Source organism: Novisyntrophococcus fermenticellae (assembly GCF_018866245.1).
Lineage (GTDB): Bacteria > Bacillota > Clostridia > Lachnospirales > Lachnospiraceae > Novisyntrophococcus > Novisyntrophococcus fermenticellae.
The window spans coordinates 3,144,948-3,167,277 of the sequence record NZ_CP076458.1 but is presented as its reverse complement, the minus strand read 5'-3'; the positions used below and the strand labels follow the sequence as shown (position 1 = coordinate 3,167,277).

25 protein-coding genes are annotated in these 22,330 nt (G+C 40.6%); 18 read left to right on the top strand and 7 right to left on the bottom strand.

The features are described from left to right. The first annotated feature begins 63 nt into the window (after positions 1-63). A complete protein-coding gene (locus tag KNL20_RS14720) occupies positions 64-2,007 on the top strand; it encodes a glycoside hydrolase family 31 protein (protein ID WP_230400128.1) in 1,944 nt (647 codons plus the stop codon). 189 nt (positions 2,008-2,196) lie between these two features. Here the strand turns inward: KNL20_RS14720 and KNL20_RS14715 are convergent, their stop codons facing one another. From KNL20_RS14715 to KNL20_RS14700, 4 genes are all read right to left on the bottom strand, one after another. Beyond that, the gene (locus tag KNL20_RS14715) at positions 2,197-3,534 is read right to left on the bottom strand and encodes an amidohydrolase family protein (protein ID WP_230398483.1); all 1,338 of its coding nucleotides are present in this window, start codon (positions 3,532-3,534) and stop codon (positions 2,197-2,199) included. Between the two features lie 40 nt (positions 3,535-3,574). Beyond that, entirely contained in the window at positions 3,575-4,033 is a 459-nt protein-coding gene (locus KNL20_RS14710) for a hypothetical protein (RefSeq protein WP_230398482.1), read from the bottom strand. After that, a complete protein-coding gene (locus tag KNL20_RS14705; RefSeq protein ID WP_230398481.1) occupies positions 4,030-4,848 on the bottom strand; it encodes a DUF3100 domain-containing protein in 819 nt (272 codons plus the stop codon). Before KNL20_RS14705 ends, KNL20_RS14710 begins: the two co-directional genes overlap by 4 nt. A gap of 130 nt (positions 4,849-4,978) precedes the next feature. Next, the gene (locus KNL20_RS14700) at positions 4,979-5,878 is read right to left on the bottom strand and encodes a LysR family transcriptional regulator (RefSeq protein WP_230398480.1); all 900 of its coding nucleotides are present in this window, start codon (positions 5,876-5,878) and stop codon (positions 4,979-4,981) included. Positions 5,879-6,057: 179 nt separating this feature from the next. On the opposite strand from KNL20_RS14700, the gene KNL20_RS14695 reads away from it, so the two are divergent. From KNL20_RS14695 to KNL20_RS14660, 8 genes are all read left to right on the top strand, one after another. After that, positions 6,058-6,297, top strand: a complete 240-nt coding sequence (locus KNL20_RS14695) for a transglutaminase domain-containing protein (protein WP_329957524.1) — start codon at positions 6,058-6,060, stop codon at positions 6,295-6,297. 69 nt (positions 6,298-6,366) lie between these two features. Next, on the top strand, positions 6,367-6,666 hold the full coding sequence (locus tag KNL20_RS14690; protein WP_230398478.1) for a type II toxin-antitoxin system RelB/DinJ family antitoxin: 300 nt from the start codon (positions 6,367-6,369) through the stop codon (positions 6,664-6,666). Continuing rightward, positions 6,656-6,970 (top strand): type II toxin-antitoxin system RelE/ParE family toxin, encoded by a 315-nt coding sequence (locus tag KNL20_RS14685; RefSeq protein WP_230398477.1) that lies wholly within the window; start codon positions 6,656-6,658, stop codon positions 6,968-6,970. Before KNL20_RS14690 ends, KNL20_RS14685 begins: the two co-directional genes overlap by 11 nt. Positions 6,971-7,035: 65 nt before the next feature. Further along, positions 7,036-7,260, top strand: a complete 225-nt coding sequence (locus KNL20_RS14680; RefSeq protein ID WP_230398476.1) for an ATP-binding protein — start codon at positions 7,036-7,038, stop codon at positions 7,258-7,260. A 63-nt stretch (positions 7,261-7,323) separates the two neighbouring features. Next, positions 7,324-7,539, top strand: a complete 216-nt coding sequence (locus KNL20_RS14675) for an HPr family phosphocarrier protein (RefSeq protein WP_268966520.1) — start codon at positions 7,324-7,326, stop codon at positions 7,537-7,539. A gap of 128 nt (positions 7,540-7,667) precedes the next feature. After that, complete coding sequence (locus KNL20_RS14670) at positions 7,668-8,240, top strand: GNAT family N-acetyltransferase (RefSeq protein WP_230398474.1); 573 nt, start codon at positions 7,668-7,670, stop codon at positions 8,238-8,240. A gap of 12 nt (positions 8,241-8,252) precedes the next feature. Further along, positions 8,253-8,819, top strand: coding sequence for a prolyl-tRNA synthetase associated domain-containing protein (locus tag KNL20_RS14665; protein WP_230398473.1), 567 nt, complete (start codon positions 8,253-8,255; stop codon positions 8,817-8,819). Beyond that, positions 8,809-9,192, top strand: a complete 384-nt coding sequence (locus KNL20_RS14660) for a PAS domain-containing protein (RefSeq protein WP_230398472.1) — start codon at positions 8,809-8,811, stop codon at positions 9,190-9,192. The genes KNL20_RS14665 and KNL20_RS14660 overlap by 11 nt, the downstream gene beginning before the upstream one ends. Before the next feature lie 387 nt (positions 9,193-9,579). On the opposite strand, the gene KNL20_RS14655 is transcribed toward KNL20_RS14660, so the two are convergent. Further along, the gene (locus tag KNL20_RS14655) at positions 9,580-10,488 is read right to left on the bottom strand and encodes a ketopantoate reductase family protein (RefSeq protein ID WP_230398471.1); all 909 of its coding nucleotides are present in this window, start codon (positions 10,486-10,488) and stop codon (positions 9,580-9,582) included. 227 nt (positions 10,489-10,715) lie between these two features. Here KNL20_RS14655 and KNL20_RS14650 point away from each other — a divergent pair, with 227 nt between their 5' ends. From KNL20_RS14650 to KNL20_RS14640, 3 genes are all read left to right on the top strand, one after another. Next, complete coding sequence (locus tag KNL20_RS14650; RefSeq protein ID WP_230398470.1) at positions 10,716-11,801, top strand: radical SAM protein; 1,086 nt, start codon at positions 10,716-10,718, stop codon at positions 11,799-11,801. A 283-nt stretch (positions 11,802-12,084) separates the two neighbouring features. Then, positions 12,085-13,758 (top strand): phosphoenolpyruvate--protein phosphotransferase, encoded by a 1,674-nt coding sequence (gene ptsP / locus KNL20_RS14645; RefSeq protein WP_331468211.1) that lies wholly within the window; start codon positions 12,085-12,087, stop codon positions 13,756-13,758. 233 nt (positions 13,759-13,991) lie between these two features. Next, the gene (locus KNL20_RS14640) at positions 13,992-14,333 is read left to right on the top strand and encodes a DUF6465 family protein (protein WP_230398469.1); all 342 of its coding nucleotides are present in this window, start codon (positions 13,992-13,994) and stop codon (positions 14,331-14,333) included. Between the two features lie 179 nt (positions 14,334-14,512). Here KNL20_RS14640 and KNL20_RS14635 read toward each other — a convergent pair whose 3' ends face one another. Then, a complete protein-coding gene (locus KNL20_RS14635; protein WP_230398468.1) occupies positions 14,513-15,238 on the bottom strand; it encodes a phosphatase in 726 nt (241 codons plus the stop codon). Positions 15,239-15,570: 332 nt separating this feature from the next. On the opposite strand from KNL20_RS14635, the gene KNL20_RS14630 reads away from it, so the two are divergent. The 3 genes from KNL20_RS14630 (at position 15,571) to KNL20_RS14620 (ending at position 18,782) form a co-directional block, all read left to right on the top strand. Further along, positions 15,571-16,950: an ABC transporter substrate-binding protein gene (locus KNL20_RS14630; protein WP_230398467.1), complete on the top strand. Its 1,380-nt coding sequence runs from the start codon at positions 15,571-15,573 to the stop codon at positions 16,948-16,950. 117 nt (positions 16,951-17,067) lie between these two features. After that, a complete protein-coding gene (locus KNL20_RS14625; protein ID WP_230398466.1) occupies positions 17,068-17,937 on the top strand; it encodes a carbohydrate ABC transporter permease in 870 nt (289 codons plus the stop codon). After that, positions 17,937-18,782 (top strand): carbohydrate ABC transporter permease, encoded by an 846-nt coding sequence (locus KNL20_RS14620; protein ID WP_230398465.1) that lies wholly within the window; start codon positions 17,937-17,939, stop codon positions 18,780-18,782. The genes KNL20_RS14625 and KNL20_RS14620 overlap by 1 nt, the downstream gene beginning before the upstream one ends. Here the strand turns inward: KNL20_RS14620 and KNL20_RS14615 are convergent. Continuing rightward, positions 18,779-19,666: an AraC family transcriptional regulator gene (locus tag KNL20_RS14615; protein WP_230398464.1), complete on the bottom strand. Its 888-nt coding sequence runs from the start codon at positions 19,664-19,666 to the stop codon at positions 18,779-18,781. The two genes, KNL20_RS14620 and KNL20_RS14615, sit on opposite strands and share 4 nt — an antisense overlap. A 136-nt stretch (positions 19,667-19,802) precedes the next feature. Between KNL20_RS14615 and KNL20_RS14610 the strand changes: the two genes are divergently transcribed. From KNL20_RS14610 to KNL20_RS14600, 3 genes are read left to right on the top strand one after another with little or no spacing between them, the layout of a single operon-like run. Beyond that, positions 19,803-20,633, top strand: a complete 831-nt coding sequence (locus tag KNL20_RS14610) for an MBL fold metallo-hydrolase (protein ID WP_230398463.1) — start codon at positions 19,803-19,805, stop codon at positions 20,631-20,633. A 39-nt stretch (positions 20,634-20,672) separates the two neighbouring features. Next, the gene (locus KNL20_RS14605; protein ID WP_230398462.1) at positions 20,673-21,452 is read left to right on the top strand and encodes an inositol monophosphatase family protein; all 780 of its coding nucleotides are present in this window, start codon (positions 20,673-20,675) and stop codon (positions 21,450-21,452) included. Between the two features lie 25 nt (positions 21,453-21,477). Continuing rightward, positions 21,478-22,176 carry an MgtC/SapB family protein gene (locus KNL20_RS14600; protein ID WP_230398461.1) on the top strand — a complete coding sequence of 233 codons (699 nt, stop codon included), beginning with the start codon at positions 21,478-21,480 and terminating at the stop codon, positions 22,174-22,176. The last annotated feature ends 154 nt before the right edge of the window (positions 22,177-22,330 follow it).

The following is a 22,330-nucleotide window of genomic DNA, read 5'->3' as shown; positions in this document are numbered from 1 at the left end:
TTTCTTTTGGGATATTTTGAGGAAAAGAACGGTGAGCTGCACTATCGCTATGATGCGGAGAGAATGGTTATTGAGCCATGGGGAGCGAATTCCCTTCGTGTGCGTTCTTCAAAGCTGCCCCAAATGCCAGAAGAACGTTGGGCGTTAGAGGAGCCGGTAAAGACGGAGGCAAAAATTAAAATTGATGAATTCTCAGCAGAAATAATAAATGGCAAGATCAAAGCGGTTGTCAATAATATTGGAAAAATCTTCTTCTATAATCAGAAAGGTGAATTGCTTTTAGAAGAATTTGTCCGTAACCGGGAGGATATGTTTGCTGATACCTGCAGTTCTCTTTTGATTGAGGCAAGAGAGTTTAAGCCGATCATCGGAGGGGAGTATTCATTGAACATGCGTTTTGTTTCAAATCCGGATGAAAAGATTTACGGTATGGGACAGTATCAGCAGGATTTTCTGAACCTAAAGGGAGCAGATTTGGAGTTGGCACATAGAAATTCACAGGCAAGTGTCCCATTTGCAGTCTCTTCGTTGGGTTATGGATTTTTGTGGAACAATCCGGCAGTAGGACGTGTAAATTTCTCCAGAAATACAACAACCTGGGAGGCGTATTCCACGAAGAAGCTGGATTACTGGATTACCGCGGGAGACACACCGGCGGAGATTGAAGAAGCTTATGCAGATGCAACAGGCAAGGTTCCGATGATGCCGGAATATGGTCTTGGCTTCTGGCAGTGTAAGCTTCGTTACCAGACACAGGAAGAGCTTTTGGAGATTGCAAGTGAATATAAGAAACGTGGACTTCCGATTGATGTTATCGTCGTGGATTATTTCCACTGGCCAAAGCAGGGTGATTTCCGCTTTGACCCGACCTACTGGCCGGATCCGGATGCTATGATTGCAAAGCTTAAGGAAATGGGAATTGAGCTGATGGTTTCTGTATGGCCGATGGTGGATTACTTAAGCGAAAACTTTGAGGAAATGAAGGCAAAAGGGCTGCTTACAAGAGTTGAGAAGGGTGTCAGAATAGACAATACTTATATGGGAAACACCATCCAGTACGATTCGACGAATCCGGAAGCACGGGAGTATGTATGGAGTAAATGTAAACAGAATTATTACGATAAGGGTGTGAAGATTTTCTGGCTGGATGAGGCAGAACCTGAGTACACAGTTTATGATTTTGAAAATTATCGTTACCATGCAGGTCCGAATGTCCAGGTGGGCAACATTTATCCTGCGATGTATGCAAAGACTTTCTTTGATGGCATGCGTGAGCAAGGACAGGAGCAAGTGGTAAACCTTCTTAGGTGTGCATGGGCGGGAAGTCAGAAGTACGGTGCACTTGTGTGGTCCGGAGATATTCACTCCTCATTTGCGAGCATGAGAAATCAGGTTGCAGCAGGACTGAATATGGGACTGGCAGGTATCCCATGGTGGACAACAGATATCGGTGGATTTTTTGGCGGAAAAGTTGATGATGAAGATTTTCGTGAGCTCTTGATTCGCTGGTTCGAGTACGGAGCATTTTGCCCGGTTATGCGCCTGCATGGATATCGTATGCCGTATCAGCCACAGCAGGGAACAACCGGTGGTGCAGCTTGTGTATCCGGTGCGCCGAATGAAATTTGGAGCTTTGGCGATAAAGTTTATGAAATCTGTAAGAAATATATGGACATCCGTGAGACGTTAAGACCTTATACAAGAGAACGCATGGAGGAAGCTCATACGAAGGGAACACCGGTTATGCGTCCAATGTTCTATGACTTCCCTGAGGATGCTGCATGTTGGGAAATCGAGATACAGTACATGTATGGACCGGATATTCTGGTTGCACCTGTAATGGAAGAAAAGGAAGAAACAAAGGAAGTTTATCTGCCGGCTGGTGCTGTGTGGACAAATGTTTGGACGAAAGAGCCCTGTGAGGGTGGTCAGACAGTCACAGTAAAGACCTCGATCGATCAGATCCCTCTATTCACGAGAGAAGGGTATACACTTGAAATCCATTAGTATATGCTACATTTCTAATCGAGCAAGCGGAGAGAGTTATTAAATAACTTGGCCAGGCAGCGCCCAGCTTATGTTAAGTGGATGCTGCCTGTTTCCTAGTATAGCGCTACGGCTACGTTTGCTATCGCGGTTTTCACGAAATCATCCTTATTGAATCAGCAAGTTATTTATTGTCGCCTATACTAGTATTTAATATGCTCTTTTGATAATGCTTTCCATATGAAGCTGTGCTTCTCTGCGGATTTTTTCTTCATCCAGTGTCAGCACTTCTCTGTTTTTCATAACAATTTTTCCGTTAATAATGGAATCTGTCACGTCATGACCATTTGCCGCCTCCACAATTGTATTCACTAGATTTTGTGAAGGAGTCAGATGTGGCTGGTCAATATTCAACAGGATAACGTCTGCCTTTTTTCCTTCTTCTACAGTTCCCAGCCGTTCACCTTCACCTATAGCAGCTGCACCTCCCTGGGTTGCCATTTTGAGAACTGTCTGGCAGGTCATCACTACCGGGTCAAAGGAAGGAAGTCCCCAATATGCAATCATACTGTAACGCAGTATCTTCATTTCATCAAATAGATCCAGATTAGAAGGGGCTGCGCCGTCACATCCTAATCCAACGTTCAGACCTGCATTTACAATCTGAGGGGCTTTAGGGAATCCATGGTTTGCCAGATTTGCTCTTGGGCAATGGATAATCTTTACATCCCACTTTGCCAGAGTGGAAATATCCTCATCAGACAGCATGACATTATGAGCGGTTAAGAGATTGGGCCCCAGCACCCCCATAGATTCCAAGAATTGAACCGGACGGAGCTTATAGTTCTGCAGGCAATAACTTACTTCATCCTTGTGTTCACACAAATGAGCATGAATACCCGTATGTAACTCTGCTGCGGAATTCCTGACCATCTCGATCAGTTTTGGTGAACAGGTCATCACCTGGCGAAGGGCAAACCAAATAGAAATTCTGCCATCCCCGGCATTATGATAATTCTTATATAATTCCCGTGTATGCGTAATTGATTCTTCCGCAGTTTCTTTCATTGCTCCGGTAATTGCATTTCCCATATCCATCGTTGATTTTGCTATCGCTGCACGCATACCTGACTCCAGAACTGCATCAGCCACACGCTCCATATGTACACCACCGGAATCAGCAAACGCAGTTGTTCCGTTTTTTATCATTTCCAGGCAAGATAACTGAGCACTGATATAAGAGTCTTCCGGTTTTAAATTGCTTTCAAAAGGAACCAGAAATCTCGTCCAGACCATCGGATATTCATCAGAAACCCGTCCTCTAAGCAGCTGTTGGCAAGTATGTGTATGACCATCCACCAGACCCGGCATCAAAAGCTTTCCGCTTCCATCAAGAGATTCTTTTGCCGTAAACTCCTTTTCCAGCTTTTTTTCTTTTCCGATTTTCTTTATGTATGAGTTCTGAATTACCACACTACACACATCCGATACTGACATATCCGGTCTCAGAATACGACAGCCTTTGATTAAAATATCACATGTATCCATTTACAAAGTTCCTTTCTTTTTTAGTCGAATATCACCACATTTAAACAGCATGAGTCAATTTAAGTACCACATCTGCAACCAATGCAGAAAAAATAAAAGTTCCCGAAATAACTAACAAAGTAATAAACACCATTTTCCATCCCATTTTAACAAAATTTTTCAAATCCTTACTCAGAGAAATTCCGGCGAAGGCCCCCAAAGCCGTTACAGGAGCCATAAATGCCACCTGCGAAGTGGTTTCTACAATCCAGGCCTGTACGGGTGATATTGGACAGGCAAGTAAAAGAGCAGTGAGAGAAACATACATCATGGACGGTAAATGGATAAAACGGCTCATGTATTTGCTGATCGCCAAACCGCACAAGGCTATGCCGTCAAGCACTAAAATCCCAATTATAGAGTCTGTAAGCGGCATATCATAGCCGATCAGATTCGTCAATATCATAATAACCGACACCAAACACAACAATGCCATCTGCTGAATAACATATCTTTTCATTTTGTCCCCTTCCTATGCTTCTTTTTCCCTAGTTTAGGCTCCAGCCATGCATACAATTTTCTGGCCAATGGTAATCCTACGAAGGTCCCCATGTATATCCCGGTAATACCGGTAAGCATATCACTGGTACCTCCCAGCATCATGATATCGTCTGCATAAGCCGGATACATTTCTCCTAATACACCAGTTGCAGCCAGCATCATAGAGCCGCTTCCCACACCACTTGCCATTCCTAAAGCAAGGGGATGAAAGATATTCCAGGAAGCCACAACCCCAGCTAAAATGCTAATAAAGACAGTGCCGATTACAGAGCCCACAATATAGACTGCAAATGTACCCTTTGTCTCTGCTGCATCCGGTCCATATATATCGGTAGTAAGTCCCAAATTTGAATCCCGGTTAATCGAATAGCAAGCTCCGATTGCCTCTTTTTTCAAACCAAGAAGAAGTGCGATCGGCAGTGATAAAAAGACGGTTCCCAAATTACCAAATTCCTGCAGAATAAGCGCCGGTCCAACAGATACCAGCTTACCCAAATTTGCCCCTGCCGAGATCCCCATTTTAGCCATAAATGGAGCTAATACAACCAGTACCAGAGTTCCTCCGGCTTTAGACTGCTCAGTATCTAACAGTTTCAGGACATCCGGCCCTAAAAGACCTCCAAGTATTACTGCAAATACCATAGGAAATAATGTCAACGTTCCTATCCCTGTGTTAATTTTTACAGTTCCGATCATATCACATATTACTGCCAGAACCACCGCAGCCACATACACTTTCCAGTACTTCCTGACCATTGTTTTTGCATTTTTCATCCATTCATTCCCCTTTCTTTTGCTTGTGTTAAAAGTACCTTTTGACCCTGGTATCATCATATCATAGAGATAATTCCTTCTGTAGACACAAAAAAACGATGGAAATCCATCGTTTTTCATGAAACTGCAGCTATATCTCGCTTTTTTCAAGTAATTCCAAGAAGCTTTGAGCCGCATCTGGTAATATGTAATTATTTCTGACAATCCATCCCAGTTCAAGTGTCGTCCCTTCACAGATGGGAACTGCCAGAATATCTTGATACGCAGAATCACATGTGTGATAACCGCTTCCGATTACAAATCCATGCATATGGCGCATCAGCGAATAGGCGGCTGCACGATCTGAAATTGATATCACTTTTTTCATCTTGTAATAGGGAACGATCATTTCTGTATATGCCGAATTCACACCTGGTACATGATCATAAGTAATAAACGGAAAAGCCTCTAACTCTTCCCCCTTAATCTCTTTGTTGTTGGCAAGTGGATGTGTATCCGCAAGATAAACATGGGCAGTACGATATGCTATATGATTAAAAACGATTCCTCGACCTCGAAGTTCCTGCATAATCTGTCCTTTACTCTGGCCATCAAAAAAAATCAGTCCCAGATCGGACCACCCCTTTTCCACATGAGTGAATACCTCCGATGTTTTACATTCATGGAATCCGGTATGATACTCCTGTAAGTCAATCGTTCCAACCATTGACATGAAAGAATCCATTCCAAAAATATGGTGCTGTGCTGAGATAAACAGGCTCTGCTTATTTTCTTTTTTGCCTTCATATTTTAAATCCAAATAGTATAAACGATTCAGAATCCCATTAAATTCAATCACTAATTCTTTTCCCGCAGCTGTCAGTGTAACCCCTTTTGAAGTCCGCACAAACGCAGTAATACTATAATATTGTTCCACTGCCCTGACCGCAGCGGATATACTGGATTGTGCTGCAAATAATCGTTTTGCGGCCTCACTGATTGAACCGTAATCTGCTACTGCGACGAAATATTTCATTTGTTGTAATGTCATAATTCCTCCCCTAAGCACACACTTTATAATCATTATAACTTGCGTGGCATAAATTCTCAAGCAGTCACTCACGAAGCTATAAAATTTTGCGGGTTATACAGAAATAACGTTAAGAGTTCAAGCTAGCGTAAAATTATTGTAGATGATTAACAGTAGATGAACGATATGGAAATGGTAGTATTTTAAATGAGCTTGATGAGGATGCCTATTCGATTTATGGGATTGCGATGAATAAAAAAGGTGTATGTGCCAGCTATGCGGATACATTTGTCTATATGGACAGAAAGGCAGGACTGGATGCTCTGATGGTAAGTAGAACGGCAAACGGTGATCCAAAAGCAGACCATGCCTGGAATGCCGCCAAACTAAATGGAAACATCCATAGAAATATTATTGCCAACTCATTTTATTTGAATTGACATAGTAATTATAAAGCAATATAATATATATGATTAAGAAAACCCAATTTCAATAGGGAGGTATGTGATATGGCTAGCACAATTCAAATTCGAGTGGATGATGATTTGAAAGCTAAGTCGGATTCGTTGTTTAAAGACTTGGGGACGGATACAACTTCAGCTATTCGTATGTTTTTGACTCAAGCGGTTGCTAATAATGGTTTTCCATTTGAAATAAAAAGAAATACCATGGAACAAAATCCATATATTTTGATGACAGAAGCTGAATTATTATCAAGATTAGAACATTCACGAAAACATGCAGATGAAGGTAAATTAAGAAATGCTGAGGATGTTCTTTCAGACATGAGGTCAAAGTATGGATTATGATGTCCAGTTGACAGAAGATGCAGAACAGGATTTGGACAGATATGTAAATTATCTTTTGTTTGTTAAGAAAAACGAGCAGGCAGCAAGCAATTTACTGGATAATTTTGAAGCAACAAAAAATAGTTTAAAGCAGGTTGCTGATAGTTTAAATTATTGTGAAAACCCAAGACTCAGAGAACGGGGATATAGAAGAATTAATTTTTTATCACATAGATATTTTATGCTATATCGTGTAGATAGAGACATTGCTGTTGTGGATAATATTTTTCACGAATTACAAGATTTTGAAAATAAACTGATTTAGTGTAAAACTGCAGGCAGCGTCCATTATTTTACGTGGGTGCTGCCTGTTTCCTATATAGGAGAAAAATGAGATTGCATTATATAAAAGGGAATGAGCAGGGAATCCGACGAATGCTGCAGAATCTCATAAAAAATGGACTGGACCATGCAAAGGAATTGGCGCTTCGTATGAATGGAGAAATTCAGGCCGAAATCAAGGGGCAGGAATTTTGTATGGAGATTGTGTTTCCGGGAATAACAGAAAAATTGCAATCCACTGCCGAAGCTATTGTTCCAGAGGAGTATCAATAGCCTTTAAACTGAAAATAGCAACGGCCAAATCAATCAGCTTAGCTGTTGCCCTCATGCCATTCAATGGGAGATTTGCTAAGATCTCTTCTTCAAAAGGCGCAAGAGTTTGGCAGTGTGATTACTATACATACAAAAGAAAAATCAGCGGAAGCTACGAAAATATTGGGGGTAATGGGAATGGCGATAAAGTGCGGTGATACGATCGTGATTGAATGTACCGGAGGTGATGAAGAGGCGGCATGCGCAGGAATTAAAAATTTTTTTGAAATAAATTTGTAAAAAAACGATTGCCCGTAAGAGTCCAAGTATTAGTTGAAATGGAAGTGTTACAGTGTTAAAATTATGGCTAACAGCAAAGGCAGGATGTGAAAAAATCAAATGGATAAATGGAATGGATAACAAAACTTATGAGTGAAAAAGACAGAAATAAAGTAAAGCAGTTTATAGAAGAATTTGGTTTTGCAGATAAAGAGCTCAATGCGCGCTTCGCATTTCGGGAGGTTCGTGAGGAGGAGGCGGATGAAGTGGCTAAGATAGAACAAATCTGTTTTCCTCCTAACGAGGCGTGCTCTGCTGTCCACATGCAGGAAAGAGTTTTGGCTGCACCGGAATTATTCTTGGTAGCTGTTGACAGGAAGACAGGTAAGATAGCCGGATTCTTAAATGGATTAGCGACGGAGGAGTATTCTTTTCGAGATGAATTTTTTGAGGATGCCGGTCTACATAACCCAAATGGAAAAAATATCATGCTTTTGGGATTGGATGTTCTCCCTGCATATCGCAGGCAGGGGCTGGCAAAAGAAATTGTATATCAATATCTGCGCAGAGAATGGAAAAAGAATCGCAAAATGATTATATTGACTTGCGCAAAATCAAAGATTAAGATGTATGAGAAAATGGGTTTTTGCAATATGGGTATAGCAGATTCAAACTGGGGCGGCGAAGAGTGGTATGAGATGAGCTATGTAATAAACAGTTAGAGGGAAAAGATTATGCTTGAATTGATGAATGGAAGACCGGCAGATATTACCGGGCGCCTGGAAAAAGAGATAAGGACCTATGACTTCCTTGACCGTTTGGGAATTATATATCAAAGAACAGACCACGAAGCCGCCATGACAATGGAGGTGTGTGCAGAGATTGATGAATTTCTGCAAGCTACGATATGTAAAAATCTTTTTTTGTGCAACAGGCAGGAAACAGATTTTTATTTGTTAATGCTTCCTGGCGATAAGAAATTCAAAACCAAGGATCTATCAGCGCAGTTAGGTGTTGCACGATTGTCTTTCGCAAAGGAATGTTATATGGAAGAACTTCTTGATATTACGCCGGGATCGGTGAGTGTCATGGGTTTGATGAATGACAAGGAGCGAAGAGTCAGGCTATGTGTGGATGAAGAGGTATTAGCGGGTATTGAGATTGCCTGTCATCCATGTATTAACACAGCGAGCATTAAGTTTGCAACAAAGGATTTTGTGGGCAAAATTGTCCCGGCGATGGGGCATGAAATGACCGTAGTGAAACTTCCAAGATATGAGGAGGAAATAAATGGAGTTTAAAACCTATGTTGCTTTTTACAAGAGTATCGTTGACCAGGATAGATGCGCTGTAGTTATCTGCAATCTGGATCACGAGATAATCTATATGAATCCGGCAGCAGTGGAGAGTTATGCAAAACGAGGCGGAGACAAACTGGTTGGGCATAGCCTTTTGAATTGTCATAATGCACAGTCAAACGAGAAGATTAAGCAGGTGACAGCATGGTTTGCTTTATCTCCGGAGCATAATCTTGTTTATACTTTTCATAATAAAAAACAGAACAAAGACGTTTATATGGTAGCATTGCGTGATGAAGGTAAATTGATCGGATATTATGAAAAACATGAGTTTCGTAATAGGGAAACCATGCAGCCTTATGATTTGTGGGAATAAAAGAGAAACCTAGAAAAATGCAAATGGAATCATCCGATCAAAAATAAAAATATTTTGGGTTACCGGAGGAAGATGTTGTTTAAAAAAATGAGGAAACTTGCCGCGAAAACAGTCAATATCCAACCGTGCATGCGAATGAATTTAAAGGTGACTATGCTTTTTGGTATGGCAAAAATGCAACATAGTGCGGTTCTAAAAACAGAAAAGCAGCCGAGTCTTGACAATGCACATTACATAATGCATGGCTGGATTAAAGGGAAATAGAGTTTCTCTATGCTTTCGGAAAGGGGTCCAATGTGTGGAAGATAGATGAGCAGCAGATATTGCAGCTGGAATGATGCAGGGAAGACTTCAACATTCCAGTTGCTGTTGAGCGAGTCTCATTTTTTAATAGTTCGCTTCTATTGCCTTAACACTGTCATATAAAAACTGGTTGGCAGGAACAAGGATACCATGTTTTTCAGCCAGCTTCAGCACCGTTCCGGCAAATATCTCCACCTCCGAAGGGCGTTTTGCAATCCCATCCTGACGCATGGAGGGCATCCCCTCCCGTGACAGGGTTCCGAGGAGTGCTACGTATTCATTCAAATCCTTCTCCTTGATTGGTACGCCCTCTGCCTGCCCAATGGCAATGACCTCCCGCATGGCTGCTATCATGGTGCGGTTAGCCTCTCCTTTGGTCGTGCAGCCGCCATAATTGGTCTGATACACCATGCAGGTCTGGTTAACTCCCACATTCAGCATAAATTTCCCCCACATCCGGTGAACGATATTCTCATCCGCCTGATACGGCATGCCAATTTCATCAAAATAAGCTTTGACTGATTCTAAGTTTTTCCGCTCACATGCTTCTTTGGCTCCAATGCGCAGTTCACCCATTTTGCTGAATGTCAGTTCATTTCCAAATTTCACCGCATCCATACCCTGAGCCACTGCGTCAATTAAATGCGCTCGTCCATATTGCTTAGCAATTATATCTTCACTGGAAATGCCGTTGAGCACGGACATGATGATCGTATCCTTACCGATGCATCCGGCCATCTCCTCAATTGCTGCTTGCAGACTGGTATATTTCACTGCCACAATCAACAAATCCACCGGTTCCATATTCTTATAGCTGCAAATAGAAAATGTATAGGGTTCCTTGTTTTTATAAAAGACCTGGTTCTCGTACTTTCTCACCCGTTTTTCGTCCATCACATAACAGACAGGGAATTTTTTGTCCAGGATATAAGTACCATATAAAAGTCCTAAGGCTCCCATTCCGACAATCGCTGTGGTTTTGATTTTCTTCATATTCCATATCCTCCTCTACATCAGGCGTATATCATTATCATATTATATAGAAACTGCTGGCAGAATTCAATTGCTGGAATAAAATGAGCGTAAAAAAGTATTGACAAATCAAAACACATTGGATACAATTTAATTGCATACAACTATTTTGAATGCGAAGCCATATAGCTTTATGGATTGCTGCATAAAATCCTTAATAAAAATAAAAAATAAAAGAGGTTATCAAAATGAAGGAAGCATTTGATTTAGAGCGATATTTATCTGCTGGTGTTGAAAATATTGTGAAAAGCGCAATCAGAGCCACTTTAAAAGATCCCAAAGAAAGTATTTTTATGGCTAAATATGCCTTGAGTAGTAAGGAGGCAACAAAGAAGCGCAGAAGTGCAAAGGAACAGGGAGAGAATATTCCGCCGTTTCTAATTGCGAGTATTACGAGCAGCTGTAATTTACATTGTGCGGGGTGCTATGCAAGATCAAATCATGCATGTTCGGATGATGAAGGGGTATCACAGTTAAGAAAAGCGGATTGGGAAAAGATATTTCTGGAAGCAAGGGAATTAGGAATAGGTTTTATTCTTCTTGCCGGAGGGGAGCCCATGATGCGAAGAGATGTAATTGCGTCGGCTGCCTCCATTCCGGAAATTATCTTTCCTGTTTTTACGAATGGGACAATAATGGATGATAAATATATGAGCATGTTTGATCAATCCAGAAACCTGGTTCCAGTAATCAGTATCGAAGGACATGAACAGAGTACGAATCAAAGACGCGGTGACGGTGTATATCAGAAAGTGATTTCATCGATGAATTCCTTAAAGAAAAAGAATCTGACTTTTGGAACTTCGATTACGTTAACAACGGAGAATATAAAAGAAGTCACTTCCGATAGTTTTTTACATACCTTAAGGGAAGCTGGTGCAAAGGTAGTCTTCTATGTGGAATTTGTTCCCGTCGCAGAGGAGACCAGAAATCTTGCACCTGGTGACGCAGAGAGGGAATGGCTCAAAGTACGTCTTCAGGAAATCAGGGAAGAATACCGGGACATGATCTTTATTTCATTTCCAGGAGATGAAAAGACCTCAGGAGGCTGTCTGGCAGCCGGAAGAGGATTTTTCCATATCAATTCCCATGGTGGAGCGGAGCCGTGTCCATTTTCGCCATACTCAGATATTAATGTAAAGGATACATCCTTAAAAGAAGCTATTTACTCGAAACTGTTCCAAAAGCTTCAGAATCAGGATGTCCTCATGGAGGAACATGCAGGAGGATGTGTTTTGTTTGAAAAAAAGGAGCAGGTAGAAGCGCTACTATAATAATCCCCAAAGGCGGCATCTGATAATTGTGTAATGTGTATAGAATGATGCAACATGCATGAAGAATGTTGACATTGTTAAATGTTTTGTTATAATTAATACAAATAATATAAGGTCAAAAGATATTTTGATCCTATGATCCTACGGATTGCTACTGCTGCATGTGGGCAAAACCAAACGGATGTCATGATACTATGGCATATGTTTGGTTTTTTTAATACCCAAGTATGTAAAAGGAACCGCCGGTTGAGGGGGCAGTTTCTATGTATTATTAGAAGGAACTATGCAAACAGGAGAAGTATTTTTAAAAAATTTATTGGAAAGAGGTGTAGGTGTGGAGCAATACAGCGGAAAATCAATTCTTAAGAAGATAGCAATGGGAAAGATATTTTATTATGAAAAGAAACAGACAACTGTAAAGCGTGAAAAGATTGAGGATATTGAAGGGGAAATTGCACGCTTTACACATGCAAAAGAAGAAGCAATTATACAACTGGAACAACTATATGAAAAAGCCAGAGCAGAAGTTGGGGAGACAGAAGCTGCAGTTTTTGAGGTTCATAAGATGATGATTGATGATGAAGACTATACGGATTCAATTTATCATATTATCCGGAGCCAGGGAATGTGTGCAGAGTATGCAACAGCGGTGACCGGGGATAATTTTTCATCGATGTTTGCTGCCATGGATGATGAGTATATGAAAGCGAGAGCTTTGGATGTGAAGGATATCACAGATCGCCTGGTCGGAATCCTGACAGGGCAACAAAATGATATCTCGGAGCTGGAGGAGCCCGTTATCTTAGTCGTGGACGATTTAGCACCCAGTGAGACTGTTCAAATAGATAAGTCTAAATTATTGGGGTTTGTAACCAGATATGGTTCTTCGAATTCGCATACTGCCATTTTGGCAAGGACAATGAATATTCCAGCCTTGATGGAGGTCGATATAAAGAAGGAATGGCATGGTAAGGCGGCGGTTTTAGATGGCTATGAAGGGCAGATTCTGATTGAACCGGATGAAGAAACAATTGTGGAGGCAAAGAAAACATTAAACGAGGAGCAAAAACGCGAGGAACTGCTTAAACAATTTAAAGGTCAGAAGACAGTTACCCGTGATGGAAGGAAGATACATCTCTATGCAAATATAGGAAGTGTTTCCGACACGGCGGCAGCACTTTTAAATGATGCAGAAGGAATAGGGTTGTTCCGAAGTGAGTTTCTATATTTAGAATCAAATGATTTTCCTTCAGAGTATGAACAATATATGGCATATAAAATGGTCGCAGAAAACATGGCGGGGAAAAAAGTGATTATTCGAACCCTGGATATTGGTGCAGATAAGCAGGTGGATTATTTTCAGTTGGATAAAGAAGAGAATCCGGCGCTGGGCTATCGTGCGATTCGTATCTGTTTGACAAGAAAAGAAATTTTTAAAACTCAGCTGAGAGCAATATTAAGAGCTAGTGTACATGGGGAAATAGCAGTGATGTTTCCTATGATCATATCTGTAAAAGAACTGCATATGGCTAAGGAAATTATGCGGGAGGCTGAAGAAGAACTGAAGAAGGAAGGAATTGCGTATCGCAATATTGAAACAGGGGTAATGATTGAGACCCCTGCAGCAGTCATGATTTCAGAAGAATTAGCAAAAGAAGTTGATTTTTTCAGTATTGGGACAAATGATTTAACGCAGTATACATTGGCGATTGACAGACAGAACCCGAAACTGGAAGCATTTTATGACGCACATCATCCGGCAATTTTGGAAATGATCAGAATAACGATTGAAAATGGACATAAAGGTGGAGCGTGGGTCGGAATTTGTGGAGAACTGGGAGCTGATTCGGAGCTTACAGAAACATTTTTTAAAATGGGTGTAGATGAACTTTCGGTTTCGCCGGCATTCATTCTTCCGCTAAGAGAAAGAATAAGGAGTCTCAGTATAAATGAATAAATACTGATATTTAAGTATTTAAATGCATTTATTTTTGTGGCTGAAATGGAAAGGATTCTTTTGGTGTGGAGAGAAATCCCTTATTTTAACGAAAAAAGGTAAATCTATATGGAGTAATTTGGTATTATCATTAATTGACGAACGTAAGATATAATCTTATAATATTTATACATATGCATCTGGGATTGGCACAAGAGTTTGATTATAAATATTATAGAGGAGAATGAAAGATTATGGCAAACGTAAAGAAGACGAAAAAGGCCAAAACAGAGACCAAGGCGACTACTGTACCAGTCGAGAAACCCGTTGTAGAAGAAAAGAAGGAAGAAAAAGTGAAAAAACCGGCTGTGAAAAAAGCAACTGCAAAACCGGCTGTAAAAACTAGTGTTACTTTTGAATTTGGCGGCAAACAGGTTAAGGTAGATAGTATTACAAAAGCAGCGGCTAAAGAGTATGGAAAAAAGCGTAAAGGTGAGACGATTAAGACATTGGAAGTATATGTGGTTGCAGAAGAAAATGCCGCGTATTATGTAGTCAATGGCGAAGACTCTGATGATTTTAAGATTGAATTATAATTTACGCCTCTAACACAACAATTTTATGAAATAAAACTCTTAATTACCAAATATCATGAGGTAGTTAAGAGTTTTTTGAATACCAAAGTATGAAAAGGAAGCTGCCAGTGGCAGGTTTTCTGTACTAGTGTATGAATATATATTTCCGGGATTCAATCCTAACTGCATGCTGTTTTAATCTATTTTTTCAGGTATGCCATCAACTTGTCAACAGATGTGTTAATAACCAGTTCTTCCGGAAAATCCAGGGATTCAAGGAGTTTATAGGCCTCTGCATGATTGCCTATACGCGATTCCACATGGGCATCGCTTCCGACTACGATGGGCTGGTTATATTCTTTGCATAGCTTCAGCATTTCCAGATCGTTTTCAAGTGCATTTCTTCTGGGACTGTTAGGAGATAGGGAGTGATTATTGAGCTCAAGGATTTTTCCATATTCCCTGGCGGCAAGTACAAGTTTTTTTCTGTCAATTGGATAATTTCCATCATCCGGATGTCCTATGATATGTACATATGGATTCTTAAGCACTTCTATATAGTCATGGGTATTTTCTTCCAGGGTACCCGGCTCTATGCAGACCGGATGCATGCTGGCGATTGCAATGTCAAGACTCTTAATTGTATGATCTTCCAGATCAAGTTTTCCGCCTTTTAATATATTGAGCTCTACTCCAAAGAGCAGTCTGGTTTTTTTGCCGTACTTTTCGTAATAATATTCCCGGTCGATGACCTGAGCATTGTCAAAATAACACTCGCATGCGGCGCCGGGTATGTCTGGCGCGTGATCTGTGATAGCGAGCAGGGAAAGCCCTTTGTCTGCTGCAGATGCCATCATTTCATTCAGTGAATTATAGGCATGGCCGCTTGATATAGTGTGTGTGTGGGTATCAAGTACGTATTTCATCTTAATGAACCTCTCATTCCGCCGTTTTTAACGGCATTCTAACAATAAAGTTGGGATAAAACATTTCTTGTAGCCTATATTCTACCATTTTACAACAAAAAATCAATCCGTTTCGCAGACAAAGTAGAAGTTACCAAGTGACAGAGAATACAAAAAGCAGTTTTGTGCATATGTTAGATTTTTCTGTTACTTTACAAATAATAGACCGTTTCATATAATATGTATTACAAAAAGAACGAGCATAATAAGAAGGGAGTGTAGGAAATAACCAAATAAGTCGTCGTGCACTTCTAATTACAACTCAAAGAGAAGTATATTAAAAGGAGGGAATTATGAATTACAAAAATTTTAAAAGGGTGTTAGCGTCATTTATGTTTGTACCACTTTCTCTTTCACTGATCTCATGTTCGGGTTCAGGAACCGATAGTTCCGGATCAGAGAGTACAGCAGAAGAAGCAGAATCTGCTTCCGAAGAGAAAAGCACATCGAAAGAGAAAGATTCGGCGGAAGGAACAACCTTGGAGGTTGCTGTGGACTTTGGTGATATCAGACTGGAGGAATTCAAATCAGTCATCGCAGATTTCGAAAAGGAAACAGGCATAAAGGTTCAGCTGACGGCACCTGGAGCGGATTTTGAAACAGTCTTAAAGACCAGAATGGCATCGAATGATTTACCCGACGTCTGGACAACACATGGATGGTCAGTCATGCGTTATTCAGACTATCTTATGCCTCTAAACGATCAGGACTGGTATGGTTCTATAACAGAGGATGCTAAGAAAGTTATAACGGATGAGGAAGGGAATATCTATGTGTTACCGGCCACAGTTGGTATTTCTGCAGTTATGTATAATGCAGATGTGCTTGAGGCCGCAGGGGTTGTTCCGGAAGAGATTCGTACAACTGCTGATTTTGAGGAAGCCTGTGAAAGGATTAAGGCATCAGGTGTTACACCGATATTTATCGGTGGAAAGGAGCCGTCAAACGGAGCCGGATTTATAAATACATATTTGCTTCCCATGATGCTGACAAATGATGGTGCAGCATATCCAAGTGCAGAGACGCTTCAGGATGGAACGTTTGACTGGCAGAAAACAGGCACTCCTGTAATGCAGAAATTTGCTGATTATATCAATAAGGGTTATATGAATGAAAACTATTCTACAGCTGATACAGCAGAAATGCAAAAAGCGCTTGGCGAGGGAAAGTGTGGATTCATTGTTCGTAGTATACTCAACCTTGCAGTAGCAAAATCCTATGTTCCGGATGCAAATCTTGGTGTTCTTCCGGTTCCGTATTATGAGGATGGAGGAAAAAATATGTACCAGGTTGGAGAGGGATCATGCTTTGGCGTATGGAAGGATACGAAAAATAAAGAAGCAGCGCTTCAGCTCTTAGACTATATAGCAACAAAAAATGTAATACCGGGTCTTTGCGAAACAGAAGGCTCTGTTCCTGGATTAAGCGGAATTGACCTTGGAGACAGCTATGCTACAGATGCATACTATGCAAGCATTGAACAGTATGAAGGAAACCTGATGTATGACAATGTATTTGACAGGCAGTATTTCCCGAGTGGTATGTGGAGCGTCATGTCAGAGGCAACGACAGGGATTGCATTAGATCCTTCAGAAAATGGGGTAAAGGGTGCTGTGAGCCTGCTTGAGGAAAACTATATTGATAAATATGAAGAAGCACATGCGGGTGATTAATTCTGTATACTCTCAGAAATATAATCTGAAACAATAACGGGGTTACAAAGACAACATACATTCAGAACCAATGGACGTTGTGCCTGGTTCTGAATTGTAATAACAAGAGGTATTTCGATGAAAAAAAGAAACAGACGTATGAACCTGTTGTACATACCTGCGCTGTTATTGATTGGGCTGTTTGTGGTCTATCCCTTTGCTCAGGCAATCAAGGTATCCTTCTTTAAGTGGAACGGATATGCGCAGGATATGAAATTTATTGGGATTAAAAACTATTTGGATGTGTTTCAGGATAAAAATTTCTGGACTGCCTTCAGGAATACACTGATATATGGAATCGGTTCAACAATATTGCAAAATATCATCGGCCTTGCAGTCGCGCTGCTGGTCGATACAAAGTATTCGGGAAATAAATTTATACGAACAATTACCTATATGCCGATCATGATATCCGGTCTGATTATGGGATATATCATGTATTATTTTTTGTCCTTCAATAATGGCGTTTTCAATGATATAATTGCTGCCTTTGGGCTTGAGCCAATAGACTGGCTGCGAAATCCGGCTATAGGGGTAGCTGCTATTTTGCTCGTTAATTCATGGCAATATGCAGGCAATTGTATGATTATATATTTAGCAGGGCTGCAAAATATACCTAAGGTATATTACGAAGCAGCAGCAATCGATGGGGTGGGAAAGCTTGCAAGTTTCAAGCACATTACGATTCCTCTTTTGATGCCTTCCATTTCCTCGGCGGTAATTTTAAACCTGATTGGTGGATTGAAGTTATACGATGTGGTAATCTCCCTGACAAATGGCGGGCCGGGACATGCCTCACAATCCGTCATGACTTATGTAAGTAACAGATACTTCCAGGCCGAAAAAGCAGGTTATGCCTCAGCGATAGGTATTTGTATTTTCCTCTTTATTTTATTGGTTTCTACAATTGGAAATGCTTATTTTGACAGGAAAGAGGTGGAGTTATAATGCAAAAAGATAAAAAATCACCAGGGCATACATTGAAGAAAAACTGGTGGAAATATTTATGCAGTATACTGATTGCGGTTATATACCTGCTTCCGATTTATGTCATTGTCGTGACCTCATTCAAGCCGGTTACAGATCATTCGTCAAGGCTGAGCCTGCCGGATTCGATTTACTGGGGTAACTATATAAAAGTGCTGGGTGACGGCGGACTGCTGAATGCTCTTAAAAATACAGCAATTATCTCTGTCAGCGTTGTAATCATAGAGGTCATTGTCGGATGTCTCGCAGCCTATCCGATTGCCCGTAACCGTTCTAAATTTAACAATGCATTAAGAAGTGTGATTATGGGTGTTATGATGATTCCGCCGCTTTCTATCGTAGTGGGTGTATATAGTACCTTGGTTTCTATAAATGCGATATCTACGTATTGGGGACTAATCATGGTTATTGCTGCATTTGGCGTCCCGATGTCAATCTACTTGTATGTTAACTTTATCCGGTCCATACCGGTATCGTTAGATGAAGCGGCCGCAATAGACGGCGCCGGAATCATGCAGGTATTCTTCTACATCATATTGCCCCAGTTAAAACCGGTTACTGTATCTGTCATCATAATGAAAGGTGTGGCGGCATGGAATGAGTATGCCTATTCCTTATATATATTACAGCAAAAAGAAATGTACAATATAACATTGACCGTAAAGCAGTATTTTTCAGAAAACATGAATGATTTAAATGCGGCAGCCGCCGGAGCGGTAGTGGCAATCTTACCTATGATCGTTATTTACCTGTTCTTACAAAAGTATTTTATAAAAGGTCAGTTGGACAGTGCTGTAAAGGGTTAGTACATTCGCTTTTTAAATTCAGAAGGCGATTTGCCGGTGTATTTTTTAAATAATCTGCCAAAATAAAGAGGGTTATCATAACCGAGCTTATTAGCGACTTCAGACACTGAGCTGTCATAGGATAAAAGCATCTCTTTTGCATGTGCAATCCGAACCATAGTCATATATCTATGCGGCGGATATCCTGTAAAGCTTTTGAACTTACGGATAAAGTGAGAGTTGCTCATATCACAAAGGCCTGCAAGATAATTTATGTCATAGTCGTTTTGAAAGTTATTATGGATTAAGTCGAGTGCAGGAACGAGTGATTCCTGCTCGGCAGCCATAAAGGCTTGCTGACTATCCAGAGCGCGTGTCAGGGAACAAAGCAGTTCAAGAAAATATGCATGACACATCAAAGGGTACTGGTAAGTATGAAATTGAAGCTCACGGGTAATCTTTGTTATGATTTCGGGAAACGCAGTTTTTCCATTGAGTGTATATACGGTATTGTCCCATAGGTTATTCTGGCGGAGCAGCGTTTCTACCTCAGTTCCGGAAAAATGTATCCAGTATGCCTGGGCACGGACGGTAGTATCATAAGAATAGTGCTGTGGATCTCCTGGCTTAAACAGGATAAGGCTTCCCTTTTCAAGTGTCCTATTACTGCCATTGATAAGAAAGTCACCCTTGCCCTCGTGGATATAGATTAATTGATAGTCGGCTCTTCCATCGGGGCGGTAAATTGTAGTGCGCTCTGAATTAAGCTTATAGTAATTGCAGCCACAACTGTTTATGCAGACAGGAAGCGCAGAAGGTTGGTTGCTGTCATAGGAGGTTGCTGACTGAATATTTGTAATGTTAATTGTATGTATACCATCATGGAATATTTTATATGTAGCCATTGATACACTCCTTTTGGGTAATCATATATGAAGTATATAATACTTAGATATTTTGTCAAGCAACAGTTACAGAAATAAAGAAGTTTTAATAAAATATTTTTTCGCCGGCGTTCCGGTTGCAGAGAGGAGTAGCAGTATGAAGATTAAGTACCTTGGTACAGCAGCATGTGAAGGATTTCCGGCTGTTTTTTGTGATTGCGAGGCTTGCAAAAGAGCACGCTTGTTAGGAGGCAGAAATATCAGGACACGTAGTCAGGCAATTGTTGATGACTGGTTATTAATTGATTTTCCGCCGGATACATATATTCATTCCTTGTACAATGGCATTGAATTATCAAAGATTCATACATGTTTGATCACACATAAGCATGAAGATCATCTGTATGCAAATGAATTAGCCAATAGAAAAATATCGTTTGCATATCCGGAAGAAGGTCCTCTTTCCTTTTATGTAACAAATCCCAGCTATAAAATGATTGATGAATTTTTGCGTGAGTCGGAAATGGAGAATCAAAATAGAGTCAAGGTGAATCTAGTAGAATTCTATCATGAATTCGTGATTGAGGGTTATGGAATTATTCCCTTAAAGGCAAATCATGATGCTAAGTGTGATCCTGCTATATTTTTAATTCGGCATAATGGCAAGGCCATGCTCTATGCACATGATACGGGTGTGTTCCCGGAAGAAACATGGGCATATCTGCAGGCAAATCCTATAAGAATGGATCTGATAAGCCTGGATTGTACACATGGTATTAATGAGAAAGAACGGGATGGCCATATGGGCTTGGTTACCGATATAGAGGTACGCCAGAAATTGATGGAATTGGGGTGTGCCGATGAGAAAACAAAATTTGTTGTAAATCATTTTTCACATAATGGGCTGGCCACCTACGATGAGCTGCTGCCAATCGCATGTGAACAAAACTTTATAGTTTCTTATGATGGAATGAGCGTTGAATTCTAGCGCACAAATACAACTGATGATGGAAGTGAGGCTTATTAAATGTTGAATAGACAAGAGCAGGAGAATGTAATCCAAATCGTATTGCAAACGAAGGATTTGATTTATAAAGAATTGGAAACTGCAAAAGTAAAACGAAAGGGTGCAGCCGATTATGTTACAAATGTAGATGTGGCAGTTCAAAACTATATCTTAAACGAACTGCATAAATTATATCCAGGTATTGATATGATAGCTGAGGAAAAGGTGAATGAGGGTCTTGTCAGAGAGGGCAGTTACTGGATACTGGATCCGATTGATGGAACAACGAATCTAATACATAGCTATGGACAAAGTGCCGTTGCGCTTGGCTTGTATGAAGGGGGAGAAATAACTTTTGGTGTTGTGTATAATCCTTTCAACGATGAACTGTTTCAGGCAGCGAAAGGACAAGGTGCTTTTCTAAATGGAAGACAAATATTCACTTCGGTTATTCCGGATATAAAGGATGCGGTTATTAACTATGGCTCTTCTCCGTATGAGAAGAAAGAGTATGGCACATATATATTCTCCGTTTTTCAAAAATTGTTTATGCATACTGCAGATTTTCGGAGGTCTGGATCGGCAGAGCTTGACATCTGCTATGTAGCATGTGGCCGTGTAGAGGCATATCTTGAAAAAAACTCAAAACCGTGGGATTATACGGCCGGTTCGATTGTCTTAACTGAAGCGGGCGGAGAAATATCCGATTGGTGTGGAAAAGAAGTACCCTATTTACGCAATTCGGATGTTTTATGTTGTGCAAAGCAGTTTAAGGATGCTTTACTGACAATTATTGAATAAAAGTGGTTTACGTTGGAGTGAGCTTATGGGAGTGTTGGAAGTAGTAGATCAAATTATATTATGGTTGGGCAACGGAATGCTTTTACGCTTACTGTTGGCGTGTGTATGCGGGGCAATCATTGGAGGTGAACGGACCAAGAGACTGAAGGAAGCCGGTGTGAGAACGCATGTGCTTGTATGCTTTACAGCAGCTCTGTTAATGCTTGTATCAAAATACGGGTTTATGGATACTTATGGAGAAAGTGGAGATTCACGTATTGCATCGCAGGTAGTCAATGGGATAAGTTTCCTTTGTGCAGGGGTAATATTTAAAAACGGGAGCGTAATAAAAGGTCTTACTACAGCGGCGGGTATATGGGCGACCGCCGCGGTTGGGCTAGCCTTTGGTTCGGGAATGTACAGCATTGGCATAATATCAACTGCATTAATTATGTTACTGCAGATCACGATGCACCATTTTCTTTTTAGCAGAAATACACTAGTTTTTCAAAAAGTGACAATTACAGTAATTAACGCAAAGGATTTTGAAGAAAAGCTGGGCTGGTTTGTCGAAAAGCTTGGCGGAAGGATGGAATATAGCCAGGTGAGCATGAAACGAAGTGGTGTAACTACTTATAAAATAAAGGTCTGGATGAAAAAAGATACGGAGTACAAAGAAGAATGGCAAATATTTATGAGTGCAAACTCTGAGATCAGTAAGATAGATTACGCACTTATTGCTTAATTCTGTATATTTGCATTTGCATAAGGGGCATAATCCGGCAGATGAATTGCTGGGGATGATGCTTGTAATCGCTATTGATGCTGCGAATTGTACGGAAGGGAATTCTTAAGAAATTAAGAAAGGCAGAGATAAATACTTTATTAATTTATAATTA

Excerpts from the sequence above, each read along its gene's own strand:
- KNL20_RS14720 (WP_230400128.1), top strand. The coding sequence starts at position 64 with ATGGTTATTGAGCCATGGGGAGCGAATTCCCTTCGTGTGCGTTCTTCA.
- KNL20_RS14715 (WP_230398483.1), bottom strand. The coding sequence starts at position 3,534 with ATGGATACATGTGATATTTTAATCAAAGGCTGTCGTATTCTGAGACCG.
- KNL20_RS14710 (WP_230398482.1), bottom strand. The coding sequence starts at position 4,033 with ATGAAAAGATATGTTATTCAGCAGATGGCATTGTTGTGTTTGGTGTCG.
- KNL20_RS14705 (WP_230398481.1), bottom strand. The coding sequence starts at position 4,848 with ATGAAAAATGCAAAAACAATGGTCAGGAAGTACTGGAAAGTGTATGTG.
- KNL20_RS14700 (WP_230398480.1), bottom strand. The coding sequence starts at position 5,878 with ATGACATTACAACAAATGAAATATTTCGTCGCAGTAGCAGATTACGGT.
- KNL20_RS14690 (WP_230398478.1), top strand. The coding sequence starts at position 6,367 with ATGGCTAGCACAATTCAAATTCGAGTGGATGATGATTTGAAAGCTAAG.
- KNL20_RS14685 (WP_230398477.1), top strand. The coding sequence starts at position 6,656 with ATGGATTATGATGTCCAGTTGACAGAAGATGCAGAACAGGATTTGGAC.
- KNL20_RS14680 (WP_230398476.1), top strand. The coding sequence starts at position 7,036 with ATGAGATTGCATTATATAAAAGGGAATGAGCAGGGAATCCGACGAATG.
- KNL20_RS14675 (WP_268966520.1), top strand. The coding sequence starts at position 7,324 with ATGGGAGATTTGCTAAGATCTCTTCTTCAAAAGGCGCAAGAGTTTGGC.
- KNL20_RS14670 (WP_230398474.1), top strand. The coding sequence starts at position 7,668 with ATGAGTGAAAAAGACAGAAATAAAGTAAAGCAGTTTATAGAAGAATTT.
- KNL20_RS14665 (WP_230398473.1), top strand. The coding sequence starts at position 8,253 with ATGCTTGAATTGATGAATGGAAGACCGGCAGATATTACCGGGCGCCTG.
- KNL20_RS14660 (WP_230398472.1), top strand. The coding sequence starts at position 8,809 with ATGGAGTTTAAAACCTATGTTGCTTTTTACAAGAGTATCGTTGACCAG.
- KNL20_RS14655 (WP_230398471.1), bottom strand. The coding sequence starts at position 10,488 with ATGAAGAAAATCAAAACCACAGCGATTGTCGGAATGGGAGCCTTAGGA.
- KNL20_RS14650 (WP_230398470.1), top strand. The coding sequence starts at position 10,716 with ATGAAGGAAGCATTTGATTTAGAGCGATATTTATCTGCTGGTGTTGAA.
- ptsP (WP_331468211.1), top strand. The coding sequence starts at position 12,085 with ATGCAAACAGGAGAAGTATTTTTAAAAAATTTATTGGAAAGAGGTGTA.
- KNL20_RS14640 (WP_230398469.1), top strand. The coding sequence starts at position 13,992 with ATGGCAAACGTAAAGAAGACGAAAAAGGCCAAAACAGAGACCAAGGCG.
- KNL20_RS14635 (WP_230398468.1), bottom strand. The coding sequence starts at position 15,238 with ATGAAATACGTACTTGATACCCACACACACACTATATCAAGCGGCCAT.
- KNL20_RS14630 (WP_230398467.1), top strand. The coding sequence starts at position 15,571 with ATGAATTACAAAAATTTTAAAAGGGTGTTAGCGTCATTTATGTTTGTA.
- KNL20_RS14625 (WP_230398466.1), top strand. The coding sequence starts at position 17,068 with ATGAAAAAAAGAAACAGACGTATGAACCTGTTGTACATACCTGCGCTG.
- KNL20_RS14620 (WP_230398465.1), top strand. The coding sequence starts at position 17,937 with ATGCAAAAAGATAAAAAATCACCAGGGCATACATTGAAGAAAAACTGG.
- KNL20_RS14615 (WP_230398464.1), bottom strand. The coding sequence starts at position 19,666 with ATGGCTACATATAAAATATTCCATGATGGTATACATACAATTAACATT.
- KNL20_RS14610 (WP_230398463.1), top strand. The coding sequence starts at position 19,803 with ATGAAGATTAAGTACCTTGGTACAGCAGCATGTGAAGGATTTCCGGCT.
- KNL20_RS14605 (WP_230398462.1), top strand. The coding sequence starts at position 20,673 with ATGTTGAATAGACAAGAGCAGGAGAATGTAATCCAAATCGTATTGCAA.
- KNL20_RS14600 (WP_230398461.1), top strand. The coding sequence starts at position 21,478 with ATGGGAGTGTTGGAAGTAGTAGATCAAATTATATTATGGTTGGGCAAC.